General features: G+C 71.1%; 24 protein-coding genes. 10 read left to right on the forward strand and 14 right to left on the reverse strand.

The features are described from left to right. The first annotated feature begins 13 nt into the window (after nt 1-13). The 4 genes from ACIQZN_RS08730 to ACIQZN_RS08745 all read left to right on the forward strand — a co-directional run bounded on the left by ACIQZN_RS08730 (nt 14) and on the right by ACIQZN_RS08745 (nt 2,839). The gene (locus ACIQZN_RS08730; protein ID WP_403989659.1) at nt 14-862 is read left to right on the forward strand and encodes a helix-turn-helix domain-containing protein; all 849 of its coding nucleotides are present in this window, start codon (nt 14-16) and stop codon (nt 860-862) included. Between the two features lie 11 nt (nt 863-873). Continuing rightward, complete coding sequence (locus tag ACIQZN_RS08735) at nt 874-1,074, forward strand: DUF397 domain-containing protein (protein WP_018553498.1); 201 nt, start codon at nt 874-876, stop codon at nt 1,072-1,074. Between the two features lie 929 nt (nt 1,075-2,003). Further along, nucleotides 2,004-2,207, forward strand: coding sequence for a hypothetical protein (locus tag ACIQZN_RS08740; protein WP_403989661.1), 204 nt, complete (start codon nt 2,004-2,006; stop codon nt 2,205-2,207). 20 nt (nt 2,208-2,227) lie between these two features. Next, nucleotides 2,228-2,839 carry a hypothetical protein gene (locus tag ACIQZN_RS08745; protein WP_403989663.1) on the forward strand — a complete coding sequence of 204 codons (612 nt, stop codon included), beginning with the start codon at nt 2,228-2,230 and terminating at the stop codon, nt 2,837-2,839. 119 nt (nt 2,840-2,958) lie between these two features. Here the strand turns inward: ACIQZN_RS08745 and ACIQZN_RS08750 are convergent, their stop codons facing one another. Next, on the reverse strand, nt 2,959-4,242 hold the full coding sequence (locus ACIQZN_RS08750; protein WP_073862554.1) for a geranylgeranyl reductase family protein: 1,284 nt from the start codon (nt 4,240-4,242) through the stop codon (nt 2,959-2,961). 97 nt (nt 4,243-4,339) lie between these two features. Here ACIQZN_RS08750 and ACIQZN_RS08755 point away from each other — a divergent pair, with 97 nt between their 5' ends. Then, nucleotides 4,340-4,858 carry a GNAT family N-acetyltransferase gene (locus ACIQZN_RS08755; protein ID WP_403989665.1) on the forward strand — a complete coding sequence of 173 codons (519 nt, stop codon included), beginning with the start codon at nt 4,340-4,342 and terminating at the stop codon, nt 4,856-4,858. A 9-nt stretch (nt 4,859-4,867) separates the two neighbouring features. Here ACIQZN_RS08755 and ACIQZN_RS08760 read toward each other — a convergent pair whose 3' ends face one another. Together ACIQZN_RS08760 and ACIQZN_RS08765 are read right to left on the reverse strand one after the other, a co-directional pair. After that, nucleotides 4,868-7,336, reverse strand: a complete 2,469-nt coding sequence (locus ACIQZN_RS08760; protein WP_403989667.1) for a zinc-ribbon domain-containing protein — start codon at nt 7,334-7,336, stop codon at nt 4,868-4,870. Nucleotides 7,337-7,507: 171 nt separating this feature from the next. Beyond that, nucleotides 7,508-8,200, reverse strand: coding sequence for a demethylmenaquinone methyltransferase (locus tag ACIQZN_RS08765; protein ID WP_403989669.1), 693 nt, complete (start codon nt 8,198-8,200; stop codon nt 7,508-7,510). 134 nt (nt 8,201-8,334) lie between these two features. Here ACIQZN_RS08765 and ACIQZN_RS08770 point away from each other — a divergent pair, with 134 nt between their 5' ends. The 5 genes from ACIQZN_RS08770 to ACIQZN_RS08790 all read left to right on the forward strand — a co-directional run bounded on the left by ACIQZN_RS08770 (nt 8,335) and on the right by ACIQZN_RS08790 (nt 11,899). Continuing rightward, complete coding sequence (locus tag ACIQZN_RS08770) at nt 8,335-8,844, forward strand: SigE family RNA polymerase sigma factor (protein ID WP_403989671.1); 510 nt, start codon at nt 8,335-8,337, stop codon at nt 8,842-8,844. A gap of 11 nt (nt 8,845-8,855) precedes the next feature. Continuing rightward, nucleotides 8,856-9,743 carry a hypothetical protein gene (locus ACIQZN_RS08775; protein WP_403989673.1) on the forward strand — a complete coding sequence of 296 codons (888 nt, stop codon included), beginning with the start codon at nt 8,856-8,858 and terminating at the stop codon, nt 9,741-9,743. Between the two features lie 121 nt (nt 9,744-9,864). Next, nucleotides 9,865-10,605: a DUF3152 domain-containing protein gene (locus tag ACIQZN_RS08780; protein WP_403989919.1), complete on the forward strand. Its 741-nt coding sequence runs from the start codon at nt 9,865-9,867 to the stop codon at nt 10,603-10,605. A gap of 113 nt (nt 10,606-10,718) precedes the next feature. Continuing rightward, nucleotides 10,719-11,393 carry a DUF3152 domain-containing protein gene (locus ACIQZN_RS08785; protein WP_403989675.1) on the forward strand — a complete coding sequence of 225 codons (675 nt, stop codon included), beginning with the start codon at nt 10,719-10,721 and terminating at the stop codon, nt 11,391-11,393. A gap of 263 nt (nt 11,394-11,656) precedes the next feature. Beyond that, nucleotides 11,657-11,899, forward strand: a complete 243-nt coding sequence (locus ACIQZN_RS08790; protein WP_403989677.1) for a helix-turn-helix transcriptional regulator — start codon at nt 11,657-11,659, stop codon at nt 11,897-11,899. A gap of 59 nt (nt 11,900-11,958) precedes the next feature. Here the strand turns inward: ACIQZN_RS08790 and ACIQZN_RS08795 are convergent, their stop codons facing one another. The 11 genes from ACIQZN_RS08795 to ACIQZN_RS08845 form a co-directional block, all read right to left on the reverse strand. Beyond that, nucleotides 11,959-12,597 carry an imidazolonepropionase-like domain-containing protein gene (locus ACIQZN_RS08795; RefSeq protein WP_403989679.1) on the reverse strand — a complete coding sequence of 213 codons (639 nt, stop codon included), beginning with the start codon at nt 12,595-12,597 and terminating at the stop codon, nt 11,959-11,961. A gap of 7 nt (nt 12,598-12,604) precedes the next feature. Beyond that, the gene (gene mqnC / locus ACIQZN_RS08800; protein ID WP_403989680.1) at nt 12,605-13,804 is read right to left on the reverse strand and encodes a cyclic dehypoxanthinyl futalosine synthase; all 1,200 of its coding nucleotides are present in this window, start codon (nt 13,802-13,804) and stop codon (nt 12,605-12,607) included. A gap of 111 nt (nt 13,805-13,915) precedes the next feature. Continuing rightward, nucleotides 13,916-16,813: a BTAD domain-containing putative transcriptional regulator gene (locus tag ACIQZN_RS08805; protein ID WP_403989681.1), complete on the reverse strand. Its 2,898-nt coding sequence runs from the start codon at nt 16,811-16,813 to the stop codon at nt 13,916-13,918. Between the two features lie 65 nt (nt 16,814-16,878). Then, a complete protein-coding gene (locus ACIQZN_RS08810) occupies nt 16,879-17,349 on the reverse strand; it encodes a TadE/TadG family type IV pilus assembly protein (protein WP_403989682.1) in 471 nt (156 codons plus the stop codon). Beyond that, on the reverse strand, nt 17,346-17,825 hold the full coding sequence (locus ACIQZN_RS08815) for a TadE/TadG family type IV pilus assembly protein (protein ID WP_403989683.1): 480 nt from the start codon (nt 17,823-17,825) through the stop codon (nt 17,346-17,348). Before ACIQZN_RS08815 ends, ACIQZN_RS08810 begins: the two co-directional genes overlap by 4 nt. 5 nt (nt 17,826-17,830) lie before the next feature. After that, a complete protein-coding gene (locus ACIQZN_RS08820) occupies nt 17,831-18,322 on the reverse strand; it encodes a TadE family protein (protein WP_403989684.1) in 492 nt (163 codons plus the stop codon). 8 nt (nt 18,323-18,330) lie between these two features. Continuing rightward, nucleotides 18,331-18,576, reverse strand: a complete 246-nt coding sequence (locus ACIQZN_RS08825; RefSeq protein ID WP_403989686.1) for a hypothetical protein — start codon at nt 18,574-18,576, stop codon at nt 18,331-18,333. Between the two features lie 43 nt (nt 18,577-18,619). Next, nucleotides 18,620-19,552, reverse strand: coding sequence for a type II secretion system F family protein (locus ACIQZN_RS08830; protein ID WP_403989688.1), 933 nt, complete (start codon nt 19,550-19,552; stop codon nt 18,620-18,622). After that, the gene (locus ACIQZN_RS08835) at nt 19,549-20,529 is read right to left on the reverse strand and encodes a type II secretion system F family protein (RefSeq protein WP_403989690.1); all 981 of its coding nucleotides are present in this window, start codon (nt 20,527-20,529) and stop codon (nt 19,549-19,551) included. Before ACIQZN_RS08835 ends, ACIQZN_RS08830 begins: the two co-directional genes overlap by 4 nt. A gap of 10 nt (nt 20,530-20,539) precedes the next feature. Continuing rightward, complete coding sequence (locus tag ACIQZN_RS08840) at nt 20,540-21,847, reverse strand: CpaF family protein (RefSeq protein ID WP_403989692.1); 1,308 nt, start codon at nt 21,845-21,847, stop codon at nt 20,540-20,542. Continuing rightward, nucleotides 21,844-22,731, reverse strand: a complete 888-nt coding sequence (locus ACIQZN_RS08845; protein WP_403989694.1) for a hypothetical protein — start codon at nt 22,729-22,731, stop codon at nt 21,844-21,846. Before ACIQZN_RS08845 ends, ACIQZN_RS08840 begins: the two co-directional genes overlap by 4 nt. Nucleotides 22,732-22,743 lie beyond the last annotated feature (12 nt).

The raw sequence follows: 22,743 nt of genomic DNA on the forward strand, positions 1-22,743 counted from the left end.
AAGGGGAGGGCCCATGCCGCCGAGGAGCTATCCGACCGCCAGACAGAAGCGGTTGGGCGCGGAGCTTCGCAAGCTGCGCGAGCGCGCCGGAATGTCCGGGAGTGAAGCCGCCGCCTACCTGGGCGGCGAGCGCGCCCAGATCAGTCACATCGAGTCCGGCCGCTACGGAGTGAGCGACCAGCGCGTCCGCCGCCTCGCGGCTCACTACTCGGCCGGCGACAAGCATCTGGTCGACGCGCTCGCACGTATGGCCGAGGAGCGCACCAAGGGCTGGTGGGACGACTACCGAGGAATACTCTCACCGGGATTCCTGGACCTGGCCGAACTGGAGCATCACTCTACCTATATCCGTGCCATTCAGATGCTGAACGTTCCGGGAATCTTCCAAACAGAGGCGTACGCACGGGATCTGATCCGAAGCGGCGTTTCCGATCTCCCGACCGCAGAGCTGAACGCCCGCGTAGAGCACCGCGCAAGACGTCGCGAGATTTTCGACCGGCCCGCGCCCACGCTGTTCGAAGCCTTCATCCACGAGGCAGCCCTGCGCATGCGGTATTGCGACGGCGACACCATGAGAGAACAGCTCGGTTTTCTTCACACCGTGTCCGCATGGCCTTCCGTGACGATCCGCGTCATCCCGTTCGCGGCACGGATCACCGGCTCGGTGCACTCGATGCTGTACGCCGGGGCCGGCATCCCAGCGCTCGATACCGTACAGATCGACAGCGCTTTCGACGCAGGATTCCTGGATGCCGAAGCCCAGCTCGCCAGGTATCGAGAACTCCTTGGCTCCATCGAGTCGATCTCCCTCACTCCGGAGGAGTCGGCTGAATTCATCCAACTCATCGCACAGGAAATGTGAGTCAACGCGACATGACCGACGCAATCAACTGGCAGAAGTCCTCGTACTCGGGAGCGGACAACAACCAGAGCTGCATCGAGCTGGCCCCCGTGGACGGCTCGATCAGGATGCGCGAAAGCGACGACCCCGATGTGGTCGTCACGACGAGCGTGGCCAAACTCCGTGCCTTCGTCCTGGGTGTCAAGGCTGGTGAGTTCGACCACTTGATCTGACCGACTCGCGCCGAGCGCCCTCCACCTGCACGGAGACGGCAGGCGGAGGGCGTCCGCATGAGGCGGTACAACTTAGGGACGTCCCACTGTTGCACCGCACGGGTTGGTGACGCTACCGTCACCGTACGTCGCGAACTCAGCCGGGCGCATCACTCGGCCGTACTTTTCAGCGGCGCAACTCCCCTCTGCCTCAAGCCCATTGAAGGCTTCACGCTGCCCGCCCCATGGACACGCCTCGATCGGACGGTCGACCTTGCGTACATCACCCCGAGCCACTCCCGTGACGGCACTCGTAGCGCACGGCTTCCGGTTCGAAGTGCTCCGGTACGGCCCCGCCACCGGATTCGTCCCGGAACCCATCGACCTCCGCATCTTGCCCGGCCCCCGCGACGCGATCCGGATCATCCGCGTACAGCTCCGTACGAGTCATGTCCTGGGGCTGACACCTAGCGAGACGACAAGGGCACTCCACTGGGCCGACCAGGGTGGCTGGGTGCAGGCTCTCGGGGCGCTCCATCGCGGCGAATCGTGCGGATTCACCCTCCTACTCCGCAAGGGACGCCACATCGAGTGGCACGTGCGCCCCGTGCGCCACCTGACGCTCGCCCCTTCGGGCCCCCAAAGTTGCCCGCGACCCTGACGGCACGCATGGCGGCCGGGCCGAGACGACAAGACCGGCCGACGCTGCCGCCGCGGGTGCGGCCGGCGCGGATCCAGTTCCGTAGGGCCACATGTTGCTCCCCAGGGCGCGCACGGTCTGCGCGATCTCCCTCGGCCTGTCCGGAACAATCCAACTCCGGTGAGCTTCTGTCCCGATCAGCCGGTGCGACGGAACCTGCCCAGTTCAGAGGCTGTCCACTTTACTGACGCTGCTTTTGCGGACCGCGAAACGCTGGATCGGCTCCGCTATGGAGCGTAAGAGTGGCGCTGTGAACGCTACTCACTACCGCCTGTTGGTGGCCGTCCTCGTGGGTCTCCTCGCGACGTCCGTGGCCGTGACCCTCGCAGTACTCGACCAAAACCCCGTCACGGCGGCCATCCGCGACGCCGCGGTTGCGTTCGTCGCGGCCACTACTTTGTGCCTGCTCATGATGAGCGCGCTCAAGGGCGGCGGGGACGGGGGAACGCAGTGACCGGCTACTGGAACCAAGGAATGTACGTTGAACCGACCTGGGAGCACGAGGGTGACGAATCCTGGTTCGAGGACGAGATGGTGACGGTAGCCGGGCACTTGTACCCGCGCCGCTTCCGCATCTCCATAAGGTGCGACGCCAGCCAGGTCGAGCTGTGTATTGGCCTGGAGATCTGCGACGGGGGTTTCACGGAGCAGGTAGGCGGCACCACGGTCCACGGGGTGACCTCGGACCTGGACCGGGACCAAGTCCGCACCTCCGTTCGAAAGCTGGCCCTGCCCCTCGCACTCACGATGGTGCCCCTCGCCGTTCGGAAGACTGAAAAGGGCTGGGAGTGGACGGCTGAAGGGTGGTCCGCTCCTCCGCTCTTCAAGGTCGGAGACCATTTGCCCGGTCATCAGCTGACCCTGCTCAAGGAGCTTCGGCGCCGGACCGGGAGGAAGTGGTGTATCGAATACCTCCCCCGTATCCACTACGCGGCCAGCATCGTCAGGGAGGCGCAGGCCGAGAAGTCGATGCGCAGAGTGATCGAGGAGGACGTCTGCCCCCAGACATGTGTGGGGCGTACGCAGGCATACCAGGATCTGCAAGCCGCACGCGAGCTCGGCTGGCTTCCCGCATCCCAGGTGTGACCGAGCCCCCTCCCCCCGGAAGGCATGTGCGTCGACACGCCCGCATGCCAACCGGCCGCAGGCAGCAGGCAGGATCCCACCGCCCCGGCAGGGCGGCGGGATCGGCTCGTGTACGGGCGCTACGAGCGCGGCGCGACCTTCGCCAGGCCGTTGATGATGCGGTCCATCGCGTCGCCGCCGGTCGGGTCGGTGAGGTTGGCGAGCATCTTCAGCGTGAACTTCATCAGCAGCGGGTGCGTCAGGCCGCGCTGGGTGGCGACCTTCATGACCTTGGGGTTGCCGATCAGCTTCACGAAGGCGCGGCCCATCGTGTAGTAGCCGCCGTAGGTCTCCTTGAGCACCTTCGGGTAGTTGTTCAGCGCCAGCTCTCGCTGGGCGGGGGTCGCGCGGGCGTGCGCCTGGACGATGACGTCGGCCGCGATCTGGCCGGACTCCATGGCGTACGCGATGCCCTCGCCGTTGAACGGGTTGACCATGCCGCCCGCGTCACCGACCAGGAGCAGGCCCTTGGTGTAGTGCGGCTGGCGGTTGAAGGCCATCGGCAGCGCGGCGCCCCGGATGGGCATCGTCATGTTCTCCGGGGTGTAGCCCCAGTCCTCCGGCATGGACGCGCACCACGCCTTGAGGACCTCGCGCCAGTCCAGCTCCTTGAAGGCGGAGGAGGAGTTGAGGATGCCGAGGCCGACGTTGGAGGTGCCGTCGCCCATGCCGAAGATCCAGCCGTAGCCGGGCAGCAGCTTCTCCTGGGGGCCGCGCCGGTCCCACAGCTCCAGCCAGGACTCCAGGTAGTCGTCGTCGTGCCGGGGCGAGGTGAAGTACGTACGCACGGCGACGCCCATCGGGCGGTCGTCGCGGCGGTGCAGGCCCATCGCGAGGGAGAGCCGGGTGGAGTTGCCGTCGGCGGCGACGACGAGCGGGGCGTGGAAGGTGACCGGGGTCTTCTCCTCGCCGAGCTTCGCGTGCACCCCGGTGATCCGGCCGGTGCGCTCGTCGGTGATCGGGGCGCCGACGTTGCACCGCTCGTACAGCCGGGCACCGGCCTTCTGCGCGTTGCGGGCCAGCTGCTCGTCGAAGTCGTCGCGCTTGCGGACGAGTCCGTAGTCCGGGTAGGAGGCCAGATCCGGCCAGTCCAGCTGGAGCCGGACGCCGCCGCCGATGATGCGGAGGCCCTTGTTGCGCAGCCAGCCCGCCTCTTCGGAGATGTCGATGCCCATGGACACGAGCTGCTTGGTGGCGCGCGGGGTGAGCCCGTCGCCGCAGACCTTCTCGCGCGGGAACGCGGTCTTCTCCAGGAGGAGGACGTCGAGTCCGGCCTTGGCCAGGTAGTACGCGGTCGTGGAGCCGGCTGGGCCCGCCCCGACGACGATGACGTCCGCGCTGTGTTCGGACAGGGGTTCGGTCACGGTCGGTTCTCCCGAAGACTCGAATTCGCGTGCCGCGCGGCACAGGTCCAAGGCAGTCTATGGGGGCCTGCCGACCAACCCTCCGAAGGGCTGCCTCATGTCAATCGCGCCTGCCGCTCCGCCCGTCGTACAGCTGCGTGTCCCGACCGACGAGGACGCCGTCGCCTGGCACCGGGCCTTCGACGACCCCGAGGTGATGCGGTACTTCGGCGGGCGGGCCGAGGAGCTGTCGATGTACGAGGAGTGGACCGCGCGCCAGCGCAGACACGACGCCGAACTCGGGTACTGCCTGTGGACCGTGCTCGACGGGCAGGGGCAGGTCGTCGGCTTCACGGGCGCGCAGCCGTGGGGCCCGACCGCCTACGGCCCGGTGGGCGAGACCGAGATCGGCTGGCGGCTGGCCCGCTCGGCCTGGGGTCTCGGTTACGCGACGGCCGCCGCGCGCCTCACGCTGGAGCGGCTGCGCGCGGCGGGCGTGGAGCGCGTGGTGGCGACGGTCGACGTGCTGAACGAGCGGTCGGCCGCGCTGGCCCTGCGCCTCGGCATGGAACCGGCCGAGACCTTCACGACCGAGCGGCCGGGCCAGGAGGTCCGGGTCTTCCGGCTGGCGCTGTGACGGCCGGGCTCAGTCGACGTCGTTGAGCATCCACGTGGACAGGGCGGTGTCGAACACCTCGCGGGCGGCGACCCAGTCCACGTCCCGCTCGGTGACGTAGACGGCGTACTCGGTGCCGTCCTCGGCGATGTAGCTCTGGTCGATCGCGTGGACCGTCTGTCCGCTCTTGTCCTCGTACGTGTACTCCCACCGGGCGCCCGGGCGGCCCTGGAAGGTGTTGGCCGACAGCTGGACCTGCTGGTAGTTCTTCTGGTTGGCGGAGGCGGTCTTCTCCAGGGCCTGGAAGTTCTCGTACGAGGTGTAGGGGGCGTCCGCGATGACGCCGACCTTCAGCAGGGCGGTGTCGCCCGGGGCCGCGGCGTAGGTGACCTGGTGGTCCTTCTCGCCCTGGCGCTCCCAGTCGTCCGGCAGGGCGAGCGAGAAGCCGGCGGTGTCGGCGACGACGCTGTAGCCCTCCGGGAAGACGAGCTCGGCCGGGTCGGTGGTGGCGCTCGCCTCCGTGGAGGGGGCTTCCTCGGAGGGGGCCTCGCTCGTCCGGTCCTCGGCGGGCGTCGCCCGGTCGCTCTTCTTGCCCTTGTCGTTCTCCGAGGTGCCCGGGTCGTCGTCGTGGCGGTCCAGCAGGGCGAGGGTGCCCGCGGTGGCCCCGCCGCCGAAGATCAGCGCCGCGGCGAGCGTGGCCCCCCAGACGAGGACCGCCCGCCGGCGCCGGGGCGCGGGCGGCTGCGCGGGGTCCGGGGCGGGGATGTACGGGGCGTGCAGGGTGGCGGTGGGCGGCTCGGCGTCGGCTTCGGGTGCACCCGTCTCGGCGGGCGTGGACTGGGCGGGCGGGGTGTGCGGGCCCGGGCCGGGGTTCGGGGCGGGGGCGTAGGTGCCGGGGGCCGGGGTCTGGCCGGGCGCCGGGGTGTACGGGCCGGGGGCCGGGGTGTACGGGCCCGGAATGTGCGGGCCCTGGTGCGGCGGGCCGTACGGGCTCGGCGGGGCCGGGTACGCCGGGGAGCCGCCACCCGGGCCGCCGCCGCCCGTCATCCGGGCCAGGTACGGCGCGACGAGGACCGCGCCGCCCACCCACAGCAGCCCGAACAGCAGCGCGTCGGCGACGCTGGGCGAGACGTCCAGGGTGCCCGAGCCGCCGATGTCCGCGACGTTGCCGGAGAACTCGGCGGACAGGCCGCTCATCGCGGTCAGCGCGAGGAACCCGAGCAGGAACAGGCCGCCGGCGGTGACCTGTTCGCGCCGGTCGGCGGAGCGGCGCCCGGCGAGCAACCCGACGATGAGCGCGGAGACGAGGCCGGCGGCGAGCGCGCCGACGAGGGCCCAGTCGTTGGCGGCGTCGCTCAGCTCGCCGAGCCCGAACGAGCCGTGGTCCATACCGGAGCCGATGATGTCCGCCTGTCCCCGCGCGTCGTACTCGACGGAGCCGCCCCAGCTCACCGAGAGCACCATCAGCGCGATGTTGGGCAGCAGCGGCAGGGCCATCAGCAGGGCGGTGCCGTTGACGTCGTCCAGGGTGGCGTACGTGATGTAGCCGATCAGGCCGCACAGCAGGAGGACGGCGCCGAGCGCGCGGACGGCGGTCCCGGCGGCGCGTACGAAGCTCTGCGCGCCCGGCCGCTGGGCCAGCCAGGCGGCCGCGACATCACGTTGCAGCACGGCGCAGGTGGTGACGAGCGCGAGGGCGAGGGCGCCAAGGGCCGCGAGGACCGGCGAGGAGTGGAGCGAGTAGCTCTCGATCTCGGGCTGGGCGTAGAGCCCGAGGACCAGGACCGCGGCGGTGGCCACGACGCTGATCCGGACCGCCGCGTCGAGGCCGCCGCCCTGCCGGCGGACGCCCCGGGCGCCGAGGACGAGGGCGCCGATCCACAGCACGGTGACGGTGAGCGGGATCAGCGAGAGCGTCGTCTGGCTCTGCCCGCCCGGATCGAAGTCGCCGTACGTGTCCCCGTACGGCGAAGCGCCCCCGTATCCGCCACCGCCGCCCGGCACGACGGCCCGGACCTCGAAGCCGCCGCCGAACGCCTGGAGCAGCATCGCGAGCGCGATCCGGAGCCGGTCGCTCCACCCGACGACGACGTCGTCCCCCTGCCCGTAGTCAGGGATGGCGAGTGCCACGGCGAGCCCAATGATCAGCCCGGTCGGCCAGACGGCCGCCTTCAGCGAGCCCGCCCAGTCCCCGCGCATCACCCGACCGAAGAAGATCCCGACGGGCGAGGGCCCGGCCGGTACGGGCGCGTACCCGGGCGGCGGAGCGGCGGGCCGCGTCATGTAGGCGGGCACCGCGGGCGGTTCGACGGCGGGCACCGCGGGCGGTTCGACGGCGGGCACCGCGGGCGGTTCGACGGCGGGCGCCCCGGCCGGCGGCGGCGGAGCGGCGGGCTGAGGAGGCGCGGCGGGCGCGGCGGGCCGTTCACGCCCGCACTTCATGCAGAAGCGCGCCTCGTCGGGCGCCTGGGTTCCACAGAAGGGGCAGTACGAGGGCATGAGAGCTCCGCAGCGGGCCGGGGACGGGCGAGACGGTGACACACCGAAACGGGGAAGACGCGTGCCGTATCAACGGACACATCTTCCCCGCCCACCGGTTCCCGTCAACTCGGAATGTCGGCAACCGCTTTCGCGCGGTCCGCGCTCCCCGTCCGGGGCCCGCCGGAAACGTCAGTCGCGCACACCCCGGTGAAGGGCCACCACGCCGCCCGTGAGGTTGCGCCAGGCGACCTGGGACCAGCCGGCCTGCTGGAGCTTCTTCGCCAGGCCGGGCTGGTCGGGCCAGGCGCGGATGGACTCGGCGAGGTAGACGTAGGCGTCGGGGTTGGAGGAGACCGCGCGGGCCACGGGGGGCAGGGCGCGCATCAGGTACTCGATGTAGACCGTGCGGAACGGGGTCCATACGGGCTGCGAGAACTCGCAGATGACGACCCGGCCGCCGGGCTTGGTGACCCGGTACAGCTCGCGCAGCGCCGCGTCCGTGTCCTGGACGTTGCGCAGGCCGAAGGAGATGGTCACCGCGTCGAAGACCTCGTCGCGGAAGGGGAGTTTCGTGGCGTCGCCGGCGGTGAAGGGCAGCCAGGCGTGCCGCTTCTTGCCCTCGCGGAGCATGCCGATCGAGAAGTCGCACGGCACGACGTACGCACCGGTCGCGGCGAACGGCAGCGAGGACGTCGCCGTGCCGGCCGCCAGGTCGAGGACCTTCTCGGCGGGCCGGGCGTTCACCGCCTTGGCGACCGCCTTGCGCCACACCCGGTCCTGGCCGAGCGAGAGCACGTCGTTGGTCAGGTCGTAGTTCGCCGCCACGCCGTCGAACATCGAGGCGACTTCGTGCGGCTGCTTGTCCAGGGAGGCTCGGGTCACGCACCCCATTCAAGCAGCCCGGTCCGCGCCGCCTCGCGGGGGACGCCCCGGGCGAAATCCCGCTTCAACCTTTTCCGCCCCGCGGCACTCAGTAGTCACGAAGAGACCTTCGCGGAGAACAGGAAAGGGGGCAGATGTTCACGGGAGCCAGCCGGGGTGCCGACGGCTTCGAGGAATTCGCCCGCGCCGCTCAGCACCGCCTCTACCGCACCGCGTACCTGCTCTGCGGCGACGCCGACGCCGCGCGCGACCTGACCCAGACCACGCTGGCCAAGCTGTTCCAGCACTGGCGCCGGGCGGGCGCCGCCGACCACCCGGACGCCTACGCCCGGACCGTGCTCACCCGCACCTACATCGCCGAGCGCCGTCGCCGGCTGCGCGACCTCCTCGCCCATACGCCGATCGCCGCGCCCGCCCCCGCGGTGGGCCCCGAGCTCACCGTCACGCTGCTCGCCGCCCTCGCCGAACTGCCGCCGCGCGCCCGGGCGATGGTCGTCCTGCGCTACTGGGAGGACCTGAGCGTGGAGACCGTCGCCGGGCTGCTGCGGTGCAGCCCGTCCACCGTCAAGAGCCAGTGCTCGCGCTCGCTGGCCACGCTGCGCGCCCGCCTGGGCGACGCGCACCTCTACACCGCCCGAGGATGAGGAGTCACGCCGTGTACGTGTTCATGGACCCCGCTCCGGGCGACGAGCCCGGCCGGGACGACGACGAGCTGCTGGTCCGGACCGCCATGGAGCGGGCCACCGACGGGGCGCCGCCGCTGCCCGATCTGCTCCCCGGCGCCCTGGTCCAGGGCCGCCGCCGCCGGGCCCGGGCCCGCGCCGCGATCGGGGCGACGGCGACCGCGATCGTCGGCCTCGGCGTCTTCGGCGCCGCGCTGCCGGTGTGGGGCGGGGACGGGGAGCCGGTACGCCAGTGGTCGGCGGCCTCGCAGACCTCGCCGGTCCCCACGCCGACCGCGGTACCCGTCCGGCCCCCCGTGCACATCGAGCCGAGCCCCGGCGAGACGTCCATGGCGGACCTGCCGGAGCACGAGTTCTCACGGCAGCGGGTCTTCCAGAACGAGACGGCCGGGGTGCTCGAAACGCTGCTCCCCAAGGCGATCGGCCCGGTCCGTCCGGTCGACATCGCCGTCAACCGGTACCAGGGCGGCGCGGACGGCCGGGTCTTCCCCATCACGCTCTCCATCCGCCCGCTGGCCACGGGCAAGGCGGCCCGGGCGGACCCGCCCTGCCTCGACGTGGCCGTAAAGGATCTGCGGTGCGACGAGGTGTCACTGCCGGGAGGCATCATGGCCCAGGCGATCACGGCGGCCGGGAACGCCAAGGGGGGCAAGACGATCACCGGGGTCACCGTGCGTTTCACGTACCGGCACAGCCGCGTCGTGCTCACCGTGGGGGGTGACGACACGGCCATGGTGTCGGCACCGGTCACCGCCGACCAGCTGGTGGCCGTCGCCGGGGACCCGATGTTCATCGAAACGGTTGCTTATGCGGACGAACGTCCGATGGAAGCGAAGGAGGGCTCTGTCCGTGGGGGCTGAGAGCAGGCGGGGGCGGCACGGCGGAGCGGGACGCGGCCGAAGACGCGCGAGACGGGCGCGGCGCCGCAGCCGCATACGCATACTCACCGCCGTCGCCGTACCGGCGGCGCTGATCGGCGTGGTGGTGATCCTCGCGCCCCGCTGGGCGGGCGGTGACGGCGCCCCGGCGGCCGCCGCGCCGAAGCCGTCGCCCGTCGCCGCGTCCCCCTCGCCCTCGCCCTCCGTGAAGCCGAGCCGGAGCCCGAAGCCCAGCCGGAGCCCGAAGCCGTCCCGGTCGCCCTCCGTGAAGCCCAGCCCCACCCGCATCCCCGCCTCCGGCCCCGGCACCTTCACGACGGCCCGCGCCGACACGGCCTCCTCCGGGCAGTACGCGTACCGCGTCGAGGTCGAGGACGGCTCCGGCGTCGACCCGGAGGAGGCCGCCGACCGGATCGCCGGCATCCTCGCCGCGCCGCGCGGCTGGGGGGAGGGCGGGAAGCGCACGTTCCGCCGGGTGTCCTCCGGCCCGGCCGGGCTGGTCGTCCGCATCGCGACGGCGGCCACCACGGACCGGATCTGCGGGCAGGGCGGGATGAACACGCACGGCGAGGTCAACTGCCGGATCGGCGAGAAGGTGATGGTCAACCTCAAGCGCTGGCAGACCGGTTCGCCCGAGTTCGACGGCCCGCTGAACGAGTACCGCGCCCTGATCATCAACCACGAGGTCGGCCACTGGCTCGGCCACGGCCACGAGACCTGCCCAGGCGCGGGCCGCCCCGCCCCCGCGATGATGCAGCAGATCTACGGACTCAAGGGCTGCGTCGCCAACGCCTGGCCGTACGACGAGAACGGGACATACCTGGGCGGCCCCTCGGTGCCGTAACGATTCCCCAAACGCCTCCGCCACGACCTCATATGGTTGTGGACTGAACCAATCGCCCCGATCACCGGTCCTACAGCGGGGGACGGAACGTCGATCGCTGGGGAGGGTTTCGGATGCCCGGATGGAAAGGGCGCCGGGGGGAGGGCGGCCGGAGCAGGCTGCTCACATGGACTGTCGTCCCCGTCGTACTCGCGGCCGCCGCCGTCGCCGGCCTCCGCTGGAACGACGCGCGCGGGCCCGCACCCGCCTCCTTCACCGTGGCCCGCGCCGCCGCGACGGACACCGGTACGGGGAACGCCTACCGGGTGGAGGTGGAGGACGGCGCCGGGCTCGACGCGGACCGGGCGGCGGCCGTCGTCGCGCACATCCTGGCCGCGCCCCGGGGCTGGTCGCACCACGGGGAGCACAGGTTCCGGCAGGTGGCGAAGGGCCCGGCGGGGCTGGTCATCCGGATAGCGACCCCGGAGACCACCGACCGCGTCTGCGGCGCGAGCGGCCTCGACACGCACGGCGAGGTCAACTGCCGCGTCGGTACGGTGGTGATGGTCAACCTGAAGCGCTGGCAGACGGGTTCGCCGGAGTTCGACGGGCCGCTGGGCGAGTACCGGGCGCTGATCATCAACCACGAGGTCGGCCACTGGCTGGGCCACGGCCACGAGACCTGCCCCGGCAAGGGCCGCCCGGCGCCCGCGATGATGCAGCAGATCGACGGCCTGAAGGGCTGCGTCGCCAACGCCTGGCCGTACGACAGGAACGGGACGTACCTGGGCGGGCCGCCTGTGCCGTGAGGGAGCGTTCGGTATTTCTTCCGCATCGGGGTCGGAAGCAGTCGGCGCGCACCGGATCTTTCCAGCGGTCCGGGGAATCCCGTATCGCAAAACTCTCCCGTTGGCCGCCCGATCTCCATGCTAGGTTCAAAAATCCGAACTGAGTCCCGGGGGGGATCATGAGGATTCGCTGCCTAGTATGTGCCGATCACAGCGGCACACGGCGCGACCAGGGGAAACATCCGACACAGCTGACACGGACCCCGCTCCACCACCTCACTCCGATGGAACGCCAGGTGTTCGCCGCCCTGCACGACGGACCGTCGAATGAGGCGCTCGCGGCATCTCTCCACATCACGCCACGCACCGCGAAGTTCCACATCGCCAATCTCCGCCCCAAGCTCGGCGGTCTCAGCCGGTTACAGCTCTGTCTTCTCGCAGCACTGGAAAAGCTGGAAATACCAGCTATCTGCCTCACATGCGCTCACACTCTGGCAAAAGCCCCCGAGTTGACCCATAGCGCATAAAAAACGCTCTCAGCCTTTCGGTCCGCCGGCGCTCCGAGTGAGGGGGGAGACGTTTCCCCTCACCGCCGGCGGTACACCAGCCTGCCGCCCAGCACCGTGGCCACGCACGTCCGCGCGCCCGCCGCGCAGAGCGTCGTCACATCCGGTACGTCGAAGACCGCGAGGTCGGCGCGGCCGCCCTCGGTGAGGGGGCCGTGCTCCGAGCCGGGCAGGTCGTGTCCCCGCACGAAGGGATCGAGGCCGGGGGCGCCGCGGTCTCCGGAGGGCGGGACCACGGTCAGCCCGGAGCGGTTGACGACGGTGCCGACCGCCGGATCGGTGAACGGGCCCGCGAGATGCGTCGTCCCGTACCGCAGCATCTGCTGCAGCCCGCGCCGCACGCTGCCCGCGCGCCAGGTCTCCTCGGGGCCCAGCGCGTCGAGCGCGGCGCCGGTCAGGGGCTCGGTGCCCAGCGCGTCCGCCTCGCGGGGGTCGGCGAAGTACCACTCCTCCAGGAGCCGGACCGCGTCGCGCTGCACCAGCCCCGGGGTGAGGACGCCGGGCCAGCGCCGGACGCGGGCGCCGGGGTGGGCGGCCGCCAGTTCCCCGTACGGCCCGAAGGCGGCGACCACCGCGTCCCGCACGGCCACCGCGCCGCCGGACACGGGTGCGCGGCCGCCGCCCGGCAGGAGCAGGGCGGCGGCGTGAATCGTCAGCATGGAGAGATCAGTTGGCGCTGAGGAGCTTGAGCTCGGGGTGCGCGGTGCCGCCCTCGATCGCGGTGGACGAGATGTGCGAGACGACGCGCTCGTCGACCGGGTCGTTCGCCGGGTCGTCGTGCACGACGAGGTGCTCGTACGTCGTGGCGCGCTGGGCCGGGACCCGGTCCGCCTTGCGGATCAGGTCGATGATCTCCAGCCGGTTGGAGCGGTGCTTGGCGCCGGCCGAGGAGACGACGTTCTCCTCCAGCATGATCGAGCCGAGGTCGTCCGCGCCGTAGTGCAGCGACAGTTGGCCGACCTCCTTGCCGGTGGTGAGCCAGGAGCCCTGGATGTGGGCGACGTTGTCCAGGAAGAGCCGGGCGATGGCGATCATCCGCAGGTACTCGAAGAGCGTGGCCTGCGTCTGCCCCTTCAGCTTGTTGTTCTCCGGCTGGTACGTGTACGGGATGAAGGCCCGGAAGCCGCCGGTGCGGTCCTGCACGTCACGGATCATGCGCAGGTGCTCGATGCGCTCGGCGTTCGTCTCGCCGGTGCCCATCAGCATGGTCGAGGTGGACTCGACACCCAGGCCGTGCGCGATCTCCATGATCTCCAGCCAGCGCTCGCCGGACTCCTTCAGCGGGGCGATGGCGGTGCGCGGCCGGGCCGGCAGCAGCTCGGCGCCGGCGCCCGCGAAGGAGTCGAGACCGGCGGCGTGGATACGGCTGATGGCCTCCTCGGCGGAGACCTTGGAGATCCGGGCCATGTGCTCGATCTCGGAGGCGCCGAGCGAGTGGATCACCAGCTGCGGGAACGCCTTCTTGATGGCCGAGAAGTGCTCCTCGTAGTACTCCACGCCGTAGTCCGGGTGGTGGCCGCCCTGGAACATGATCTGCGTGCCGCCCAGCTCGACGGTCTCCGCGCAGCGGCGCAGGATGTCGTCGAGGTCCCGGGACCAGCCCTTGGCGGTGTCCTTCGGCGCGGCGTAGAAGGCGCAGAACTTGCAGGCCGTGACGCACACGTTGGTGTAGTTGATGTTGCGCTCGATGATGTACGTCGCGATGTGCTCCGTACCGGCGTACCGGCGGCGGCGCACGGCGTCGGCCGCCGCGCCCAGGGCGTGCAGCGGGGCCGACCGATAGAGGTCGAGCGCCTCCTCCGGAGTGATCCTGCCGCCTTCGGCGGCTCGGTCGAGGATGGGCTGGAGGTCGGCCTTCTCGGTCACCGGGCTGTCACCTTTCGGCGGTTTTTCACGGGTCTACGGACCGGTTCAGCGTACGCCAGCACTGCCGCGCGTCTCTCGCCGCACCCTCGCTGCGGGGTGGCGCCCCCGGGGTCAGCCGACCGCCTCGTCGAGGCTGCGCCAGGTCGGCAGCAACTCGTCGAGCAGCGCTTCCGTACGTGCCGGAAGCCCCCGGCCGCCGGCACCCGGCCGGTCCGCGCGCGTGACAAGGAACGTGGCCAGCTCCGCCAGGCGCGCCATGTCGCCCGTGGCATGGGTCGCACGCAGCAGCTCGTTCCACAGCCGCTCGTCGCCCTGCGACGGGGAGAGTGCGACGGTGAGCGCGGCAACGGCCGGTTCGGGCTGCCCCTGTTCGAGGTGGTGCTCCGACAGCGCGAGGGCCACGTCCGCGACGAGCAGGGGAAGCTGGGCGTCGATGATCTCGTGGGCGAGCCAGCCGTACCGGCCCTCGGGCCGGCCCGCCAGCAGCGGGCCGCGGACGAGGCCGAGGGCATCGGTGAGCAGCCGCTCGCGCACGGCCGCGTTCCCAGCCCCCTGGCCCCGGGTCGCTTCGTGGTGCAGGGAACGCAGCACGTCCAGGTCAGAGACCACGGAGACGGCCAGCGTGAGACGGCCCGTGTCTTCCAGCCGCAGCCGGGGCGTGCCGTCCGGGTCGTCTCCGAGCCACTCCCGCATCCGCTCGACAAGCGCGTCCCTGACATCCGCCGTCACCCCGCGTGGCCACAGCGAGGCGGCCAGCACCTGCGGGTGCACACCCTCACGGTGCAGCAGGAGCAGCGCCAGTGCCTCGTGCAGGAGCACGCTGCGCTCGCTGTCCGGGGGATCGAGTCCGATCAGCTCGTACGCACCGACGAGCCGGGCGTAGACCGCGGGCCGGCCGCGCTCGGTGATGTCGACGAGGAAGGGGGCGGACGACGGGCCGGGGCCCGGATCGTGACCGGGCTCGGCCTGCGCGAAGAGCTGGATCACCGCGTCGTGCTGGACGCGTGGCAGCATCTGCGCCTTGAGGTCGAGACCCAGCAGCGGGGCGAGCAGCCGGCCGTCGGGGGTGACGTCGAGCTGCCACACGGCTCCGGGCACCTGGGCCGAGCCCGTACTGACGAGATAGCCGATGCCCAGCCGCCCCGCGTCGGAGGCGAGTTCGGTGAGCCGTGCGGCCTGCGCCTCGGTCGGCTCGGCCGTGAGCAGGACGAGATGGGGCGCCCAGCGATGGTTCTGTACGTGACCGGTGCGACCGGTGAGGACGGAGTCGTGGCCGGCTGCACCCAGAGCACCCCGGCGCTGCCGGGTCTCGGCTTCCATGACCTCCAACAGGTCGTCCAGCCCTTCCAGATGACGCAGCCGGGTGGGGGCCAAGGCGCGAAGTTCCTCCCCGAAGCCCACCAGTGTGACGGTCATCCGGTCCGACCAGCCGCTGGTGGCCAGTTCCGCGGCGATCGAGGCCAGTACGGCGGCACGGTCCTGCGGGGCTCCGGTCAGCGAGACGAGCCCGGGTACGGATTCCAGGTTCAGCAGCAGCCGGGACCCTTCACGAGTGCCCAGGCTGACCAGACCGGGGTAGGGGGAGACGGTGTCGCCGTTCTCGTACGTGCCGGTGGCGGACCGCTCCACGTACCAGACCCCGGAGTCCTGGCCCTCCTGCCACGGGGCGGGCGGGCGGGCTTCGGGGCGGCCGAGCTGAAGGTGCAGTCCGCCTTCGGACAGCCAGGCCGCGTGCACGACCGGCAGCGGGCGGGACTCCGCGGCGAGCGAAGCGGACAGGCCACGCAGGGCCCGGTCCAGGAAACGCACGGCCTCGGGGTCGGCCCCGACCAGCAGCGCGTCCTGGGCGTCGGCGGCGGCGCCGGTGGGCACCGACGGTTCCCTGCCGCCCCGGCCCACGACGGTGCCCATCGCCGACTGCCACAGCGTGGTACGCCGCCGGTGGCCCAGGGCCGCGAGCAGTCCGACGGCGAGCAGCGGGGAGGCGATGAGGGCCTCGGAGAGGCCGAAGGAGGAAGCGGAGGAGTGGGCCGGGGCCGCGACCTCCTTGCCTGCCGGGCCGTTGTCCGGGGCGGCAGGCCGCTGCGCGGGCAGCGCGATCTGCGCGGTGTCGGCGTCGCCGCCCTGCTCGGCACCGTCTCGCGCCCTGCCCCGCGTGTCGTCGTATTCCTGAATCTGCTCCCGGACTTCCCTGGACACCTGAGGCGCGTCGTCCGGCATCTCGACGACATCACCGCCGTGGGCGTCCGCCGGCATCTCCATGATCCAGCCCGGGCGGATGAGGCTCGCCTGCGAAAGCCTCGATCCGTCCGGCTGTACCCGGTCCTTGTTGAGCTGGTAGATCTCGTTGTACCGGCGCCCGTCCCCCAGGTGCCGTTCGGCGACCTCCCAGAGCGAGTCGTGGTGCCTGCCCTCCGGAGGCTGGATCCGGTAGAACTTGGTCCCCTGTTCCTTGCCGGTCTCCGCCGTTCGTTCCGCGCTCTCGGCCTGTGCGGCCGCCTGCTCCCGCACCGCATCCCGTATCTGCCGGCCGGGAGTCTGCTGGGCGGACGACGCCACCGCCGGGCGGCTCGGCTCCTCCGGGCCGGAGCCCATCTGGGAGAGGCCGGGGGCAAAGCTCGCCGCTCCCGCCATCACCAGCAGCAGCGCCGCCACCAGTCGCCGCGCGAGCGCCTGACTCATCCCGGAAGCCGGAATCCGGGCCGGCATGCCGACCCCGGAGACAGCCGCCTTCACCTCGACCAGGACGCAGGCGGTGAACTGCGCCCAGGCCAGCCAGACCACCACCGTCAGCACGCTGATGAACGTGTCGACGGTGATCTGCTGCTGAAGCATCTCCAGCGAAGGCATCTCGTCCGCCAGCGGCCAGCCCACGAAGTACGCCAGTGCCCCGGGCACGCCGACGACGAGGGCGGCCAGCGCCAGGAGCGCGAGGAACGCCTTGACGAAGTCGGTGAAGCTCCGGGACGGTCCCGGGCTACTGGTCGTACGGGATGTGGAGCGTGCCATAACAGGGTTCCTCTGGAAAAGGACGGTCGGACAGGGCGGCGAGCGGTCGCTCTCCGGCCACGTAACTACCCGGCGACGGACTCGGCGACCGATCTGCCGTGCACGGTCAGCTGCCCGCCGAACAGCATTCCGCTCAGCACGGGCTGGTAGGTGAGCCGGATCTCGGCCTCGACCCGTTGGGCGTCCGCCGTCACGCAGCCCGAAGCGGCGACGTCCGGCTCGGACATCCCCTGCTCCCGGGCGAAAGCGCGTACCCGGGCGTCGCAGTTGCCGAAGTTGATGGGGGCCGCGCCACCGGAGTCGTCGTACAGGGCGGCCCTGTCGATGTCCTGGGCCGCGTACCGGGCGGCCTGTTCGGCGATGTCCGCGGCCCGTTCGCGCTGGGAGATCGCCAGCCCGCCGTCGATGACGAAGGCGGCCAGCACCATGAAGACCAACGCGAAGATGATGACGGCGCCGGCGCCCGAGCCCCTGTCGTCCAGACGCCCGCGCCATACCGCCCGCCACGCGAGCGGTGTCTCCCGCCGCACCTTCATGCGGCCCTCCTGAAGGGATCGAGCGGTGAGGCGGACCGGCCGGTGAGGGTGGTCGGAATGTTGAGACCGAGCATCCCCAGACCACGGACCTCGCAGCTGACCTCGACGGTGAAGAATCCCCCGGGCTCGAAGCCCTCGCTGGTCTTGGCCACCGTCACCGGTCCCGCACAGACGTCGGACAGATCGGCCTCGGCTGCCTTCCGCGCCTCGGTCATCGCGAGACCGCGGTCCTTCTGGATCGAACCGGCACGGGCCGCGTCCCGTGCGGCACCGTCGACCGCTCCTCTGCCTTCGACGAGCTGTCCGAAACCGACGAGTACCAGGACGAAGAGGACCATGACGGGTGCGAGGACGACCATCTCGACCGTGGACAGGCCGCCGTCACCGGCGACGTCCGCGGCCGTACCCCGGTCGCCGACGGCCCGGCCACGCGTCCGCGCGCGCACCCGCTCCAGCGCACTGGTCACGCGGTTCATTCCCCTCACTGCTCCCCGTCCGGTACGAATCGCTCCACCGGCCCCTGGGACTGTGCGTGAATCGTCAGGTCGAGCCCCGGAAAGACGCTCGGCACCCTCGCGGTGATCTCCACACCCACGGTGGCCGCGTCGGGCTGGTAGGCCCGGACATCTGGCGACAGGACCAGCTGCGGCCCCAGCTGCTGTATGTACCTTCCGGCAACCGCCCGCCCCTTGGCCTGCCACCCGCTCGGATCCTCGTCCGCCTGGGCCCGTGCCTCGCGGGCGCCCGCCTGGGCGGCGGCCTGCGCCACATGATCCGCGAAGGAGTACAGCGCGAACTGCACGGTCGCGAAGATCATGAAGAACAGGATCGGGGTCAGGAAGACGAACTCGATCGCGGTCGCGCCGGAGTCACCGCGCCCGGATGCCGCGTCCACGCGTCGGCGCACGGCGGCACGCAGCCGCCGCGCAGCGCGGCTCGCGGCATCGGAACGGAGTGGCTCGACCGTGGGCATCCTTCGGGTCAGCAGGTCGATTCGGCATCGCTGCCCGCGATGCACTTGCCGACCTTGGTGGCGCCGTTCTTGAGCGCGAGGTTGAGAATCGCGGCGACCACACCGACGATCGCTACGACCACGGCCGAGATGATCACCCACTCGACGGCGGACGCTCCACGGTCGAGCTCGCCCGAGCGGGCCCGCTCCACCCTGGCCCGCAGGAAGGTCAGCAGGAAATCGATGGCCGGATGACTGATACGGGGACCGTCCATGGACTCGGATCCTTTCGGAGAAGGGGCATTCGGGTTACGGAGGTCAACTGACCTGGAAGACGCGCACGGCGGCCGGGAAGATGAGGAAGACGAGGAATCCGGCGCAGAGCAGCAACTGGGCGACGAGCATCGACTGTGACTTCTCACCCGCGCTGCCTTCGATCTGGGCCATCTCCCGGTGCCGCATCGTCTCGGCCCTGGAGGCTAGGGACTCACGTACCTTCGCTCCGTCGTCGGCGACGAGCGCCAGCGACGCCGAGAGGTCCTTCAGCTCGTCGATGCCCAGCTGTTCGCCCAGCCGCCCAAGGGCCTGCCATTGGCTGGTCCCGGTGATGCGGGCGTCCGCCAGGGTGTTACGGATCCGCCGCAGCGCCGCACCGTCGCTCACCTCGGCCGCCGCCATCAGCGCCTCGGGAAGGCCGCGGCCACCGGCCAGGTTCATGGCGACCAGGTCGAGATAGGCGCCGACGGCCCGCCGCAGGTCGCGGCGCTTCTCGGCGGCGTCCCGCCGTACTTCGAGGTCCGGCAGGAAGAAGAAACCGGCAGCGAAGGCCAGGGCCAGCCAGAGCGGGACGATCGGGCCGCTGCCGAATCCGAGCGTCCAGATGACCACGAAGACGAGCGGGCCGAAGAAGAGACCGGCGGCGCCCAGCAGGATCTTGGTCGCCAGGAAGTGCTCCCACCCGCGTTCGAGGACCGAGAGATCAGCCCGTAGCGAGCGCTGTTCCCAGCCCTGCTGCACATAGAAGTCGGCGACGCGGGCGCCGGCCCGGGCACGCAGCGAGTCCAGCCGCCCGGTGGGCGCGTCCCCGTCCCCGTTCGGGCTCGTCTCGTACGCCGTGCCACGCGCACGCAGGGCGTCGATACGGGCCACCGTCGCGACCGCTCCCCGCCTGGACGGCAGCAGCGCCCGTACAAGTGTGTAGACCCCGAGACCGAGTACGGCCCCGACCACCACGGGCAGGGTGAGGTTCATCGCGGGAAGACCTCCTCGTTACCGGGCGCCGAGGACCGGACCCGCTGGGGCGACGACGCTGACGGCTGGGGGCGCACGAAGCGCACCGCCATGTCGTCCCGCACCAGGAAACGCTCAGGGGTCTCGATGGTGGAGAGCTTGCGCAGCCACCAGAACCCCAGGGCGAACAGACCGCACACACAAAGAAGGACGAGCTGGCCCAGCGGTGTGCCGTACGGGGAGACGAAGTCCCGGTTGAAGATCGCGAGTCCGAGCACGAAGACGACGCTGACGCCGACGACGATCTGCACACTCCGCCGGGTGCTGGACCGCTGGGCCATCACGCGCTGCCGCATGTCGACTTCCTCGCGGGCCGACTTGGCCAGGGCACCAAGGACCTGTCGCAGGCCCGGTCCCCGCAGTCGTGCGTTGAGGATGAGGGCCGCGACGATGATGTCCGCAGATGCGTCATCGATCTCGTCGGCGAGTATCTGGAGTGCGTCGGGCAGCGGCGTACGCGCCCTCAGCCGGTCCACGAGCATGTCCAGGTGGGAACGCAGAGCGGGTGCGGCGGCCCGCGCCGAGGCCGGGATGGCCTGTTCGAGTCCGACGGCACCGGCGATGGTGTCGCGCAGCGACTCGGTCCATGCCGCGAGGGCCTCGACCCGGCGCATCGCGGCCCGCTCCGCCGCGGCACCGCCGAAGAGGCGGTCCCAGAAGAAGACCAGCACACCGGCTGCGATGCCTGCCACGATCCAGCGGGTCAGCAGCAGGATGACGAGCCCGGCACCGATCGAGACCGAGCCGCGGCGCCCGGTGAACCGGGCCAGTTCCGCGAGGCGTTCATTCGATCTGGCCTTCTCGTGCGGTGCCTTCGCGGGTGTGCCCCGGACGGCGAGGACCAGGAGGGCGAGGCCGCCTCCGACGAACACCCCGCATACCACCGCGTACAGCACAGGCAGCGAGAAGACGCCGCTCAACGAGGAGATGCCGTTCATGTCTCTCCGCTCACCCCCAGGATCCGCTGGGGCGGTAGCCGTGCGCGGCCAGTTCCTCGGCACAGGCGACGGGTGCGTGCGGTACGAGCCGGCCGTCGGGGGTCTCGGCGAACACCTCGCTGGACAGCACCCGGCCGTCGACGCCGTTCACCTCACGTACGGAGGTGACCAGACGGCGCAGGATGCCGCCCTTCCGGAAGTCGTTGCGGCGCTCGATGAAGACCACGAAGTTGATGGCTCCGGCCACCAGCATCTGGCTCGCCTCGATGGGCAGCCGTTCGGCGGCCTGTAGGGCGTAGGTGGAGATACGGGTGAAGACCTCGCTGGAGCTGTTCGAGTGGATCGTGGACAGCGAGCCGTCGTTGCCCTGCGACATCGCGTTGAGCATGGTGACGATCTCGTCGCCGAGCACCTCGCCGACGATCACCCGGGACGGGTTCATACGCAAGGAGCGGCGCACCAGTTCGGACATCATGATGGCGCCCTGGCCCTCGGAGTTGGGCAGCCGCTCCTCGAACGCCACTACGTTGGGGTGCAGGTCGGGAAACTGGTCGAGGCCCAGCTCCAGGGCCCGCTCGACGGTGACGAGCCGCTCCTGCGGCGGAATCTCGTTGGCGAGCGCGCGCAGCAGGGTGGTCTTCCCCGCGTTCGTCGCGCCCGCGATCATGATGTTCTTACGGGCCCGGACCGCGCAGGCCAGGAAGTGCCCCAAGTCCGGGGTGACCGTGCCGTTCCCCACCATGTCGGACATGAAGACCTTGCCCATGCGGGCCCGCCGGATGGACAGCGCGGGCCTTCGGGTCACGTCCATCACCGCGGAGAGCCGGGAGCCGTCGGGCAGCCGCAGGTCGAGCTGGGGATTGGCGGAGTCGAAGGGCCGTGACGACAGGCCCGAGTACGCGCCGAGGATCTGGACCAGCTCGACAAGCTCCTCGTCGGTCTCGGCCACCGGATCCCCACGCACCTCCCTGCCGTCCGCGTACCCGACGAAGACCTGGTCGCAGCCGTTGATGTCGATGTTCTCGACCTGGGGGTCGTCGAGCAGCGGCTGCAGCCGCCCCACCCCGAAGAGCGCGGCGTGCACGGCCGCAGCGGACTGCTCCTCCGTCTCGGCGTCGAACGGCGTCCGGCCGGCGTTGATCTCGGCCCGCGCGTACTCCTCCAGGATCTGGGCGATGACGGCGCGCGCATACTGGCGTTCGTCCTCGCTGGACATCTGGCGGACGCCGGACGCCTGGTCGATCCGGCGCTGTTCGGCGATCCGGTCTCCGGCTTCCTGCCGGAAGCGTTTGACCAGCTGGTGGTCGACGGCGGTCATCGGCGCGCACCGGGGATCGGGCCCTGCGCCGCTCCGGGCATCTGGCCGGGCATGTGCCCCGGTGCCGCTCCCTGGACGGGGAACGTCCAGGCGGCGCCGTACTGCTGGTAGATGTCACGAGCGGTCTGCCGGGCCGACCGGATCAGCAGCGACCTGTCGAGCCGGCCGCGCTTGCGCCCGGCCAGCTGCTCGGCGCCGGACGGGTCGTGGGCCAGCGTGCCCATCACACGGGCGCCGGACTGCGCGCCGATCAGCATGCTGTCGACCTGGCCGGCGACCTTCGCCGAGTCACTGGGATCGGCGACCAGCAGGACGCCGATGAGCGGCGTCGCCGGCTGGGCGACGCCGCGCGACGCGCCGTGCAGCCGAGTGGAGAGCGCGAGCACCCGGTCCCGCACGCGGGCGATGCTCTCGGGCTGGGTACGCGCGACGAGCAGCACCAGACTGGCGTGCGCGAACAGATCGAGGGCGGGAGTGTCCCCGCTGATCCGGCCGCAGTCGGCCATGACGTCGGCGGGGGCCTGCGGGGACTCCGCCAGCGCGGCGAAGGAACGGCCGAGCAAGGACCACTGGCCGGCCAGCCCCGCTGCCTGTTCGGAGGAACCGATGCCGACAAGAACGTCGAGGCCGCCCGACAGCGTCTGGGAATGGTCCCAGAGCTGGTCGGGCGCGAGACCGCGACGCGCGGTCGCGGCGATCGAAAGCATGCCGGCGTTGGGGTTCAGCGGACCGCCGTGGGCGGCCTGGCCGCGGTAGACGAGATCGCCACCGGCGGGATCCGCCTCGGCCAGCAGCACGCGGCGCGGCCAGACGGCGGAGAGTGCGACGGCTGCGGTGGTGACACCCGGCGACCCCTTGTCCGCCGCGAGCGCGATGAGCGCCATTTCTTCTGCTTC

Origin of the sequence: Streptomyces sp. NPDC097595 (assembly GCF_044761525.1) — a bacterium.
In the GTDB taxonomy this organism is placed as follows: Bacteria; Actinomycetota; Actinomycetes; order Streptomycetales; family Streptomycetaceae; genus Streptomyces; species Streptomyces drozdowiczii_A.

Bases quoted from the DNA above. Each gene is read 5' to 3' on its own strand.
- ACIQZN_RS08810 (WP_403989682.1), bottom strand. From the start codon at position 17,349: ATGAAGGTGCGGCGGGAGACACCGCTCGCGTGGCGGGCGGTATGGCGC.
- ACIQZN_RS08770 (WP_403989671.1), top strand. From the start codon at position 8,335: ATGTTCACGGGAGCCAGCCGGGGTGCCGACGGCTTCGAGGAATTCGCC.
- ACIQZN_RS08845 (WP_403989694.1), bottom strand. From the start codon at position 22,731: ATGGCGCTCATCGCGCTCGCGGCGGACAAGGGGTCGCCGGGTGTCACC.
- ACIQZN_RS08835 (WP_403989690.1), bottom strand. From the start codon at position 20,529: ATGAACGGCATCTCCTCGTTGAGCGGCGTCTTCTCGCTGCCTGTGCTG.
- ACIQZN_RS08805 (WP_403989681.1), bottom strand. From the start codon at position 16,813: ATGGCACGCTCCACATCCCGTACGACCAGTAGCCCGGGACCGTCCCGG.
- ACIQZN_RS08830 (WP_403989688.1), bottom strand. From the start codon at position 19,552: ATGAACCTCACCCTGCCCGTGGTGGTCGGGGCCGTACTCGGTCTCGGG.
- ACIQZN_RS08790 (WP_403989677.1), top strand. From the start codon at position 11,657: ATGGAACGCCAGGTGTTCGCCGCCCTGCACGACGGACCGTCGAATGAG.
- ACIQZN_RS08735 (WP_018553498.1), top strand. From the start codon at position 874: ATGACCGACGCAATCAACTGGCAGAAGTCCTCGTACTCGGGAGCGGAC.
- ACIQZN_RS08795 (WP_403989679.1), bottom strand. From the start codon at position 12,597: ATGCTGACGATTCACGCCGCCGCCCTGCTCCTGCCGGGCGGCGGCCGC.
- ACIQZN_RS08755 (WP_403989665.1), top strand. From the start codon at position 4,340: ATGTCAATCGCGCCTGCCGCTCCGCCCGTCGTACAGCTGCGTGTCCCG.
- ACIQZN_RS08760 (WP_403989667.1), bottom strand. From the start codon at position 7,336: ATGCCCTCGTACTGCCCCTTCTGTGGAACCCAGGCGCCCGACGAGGCG.
- ACIQZN_RS08820 (WP_403989684.1), bottom strand. From the start codon at position 18,322: ATGCCCACGGTCGAGCCACTCCGTTCCGATGCCGCGAGCCGCGCTGCG.
- ACIQZN_RS08745 (WP_403989663.1), top strand. From the start codon at position 2,228: ATGTACGTTGAACCGACCTGGGAGCACGAGGGTGACGAATCCTGGTTC.
- ACIQZN_RS08815 (WP_403989683.1), bottom strand. From the start codon at position 17,825: ATGAACCGCGTGACCAGTGCGCTGGAGCGGGTGCGCGCGCGGACGCGT.
- ACIQZN_RS08825 (WP_403989686.1), bottom strand. From the start codon at position 18,576: ATGGACGGTCCCCGTATCAGTCATCCGGCCATCGATTTCCTGCTGACC.
- ACIQZN_RS08840 (WP_403989692.1), bottom strand. From the start codon at position 21,847: ATGACCGCCGTCGACCACCAGCTGGTCAAACGCTTCCGGCAGGAAGCC.
- ACIQZN_RS08785 (WP_403989675.1), top strand. From the start codon at position 10,719: ATGCCCGGATGGAAAGGGCGCCGGGGGGAGGGCGGCCGGAGCAGGCTG.
- ACIQZN_RS08730 (WP_403989659.1), top strand. From the start codon at position 14: ATGCCGCCGAGGAGCTATCCGACCGCCAGACAGAAGCGGTTGGGCGCG.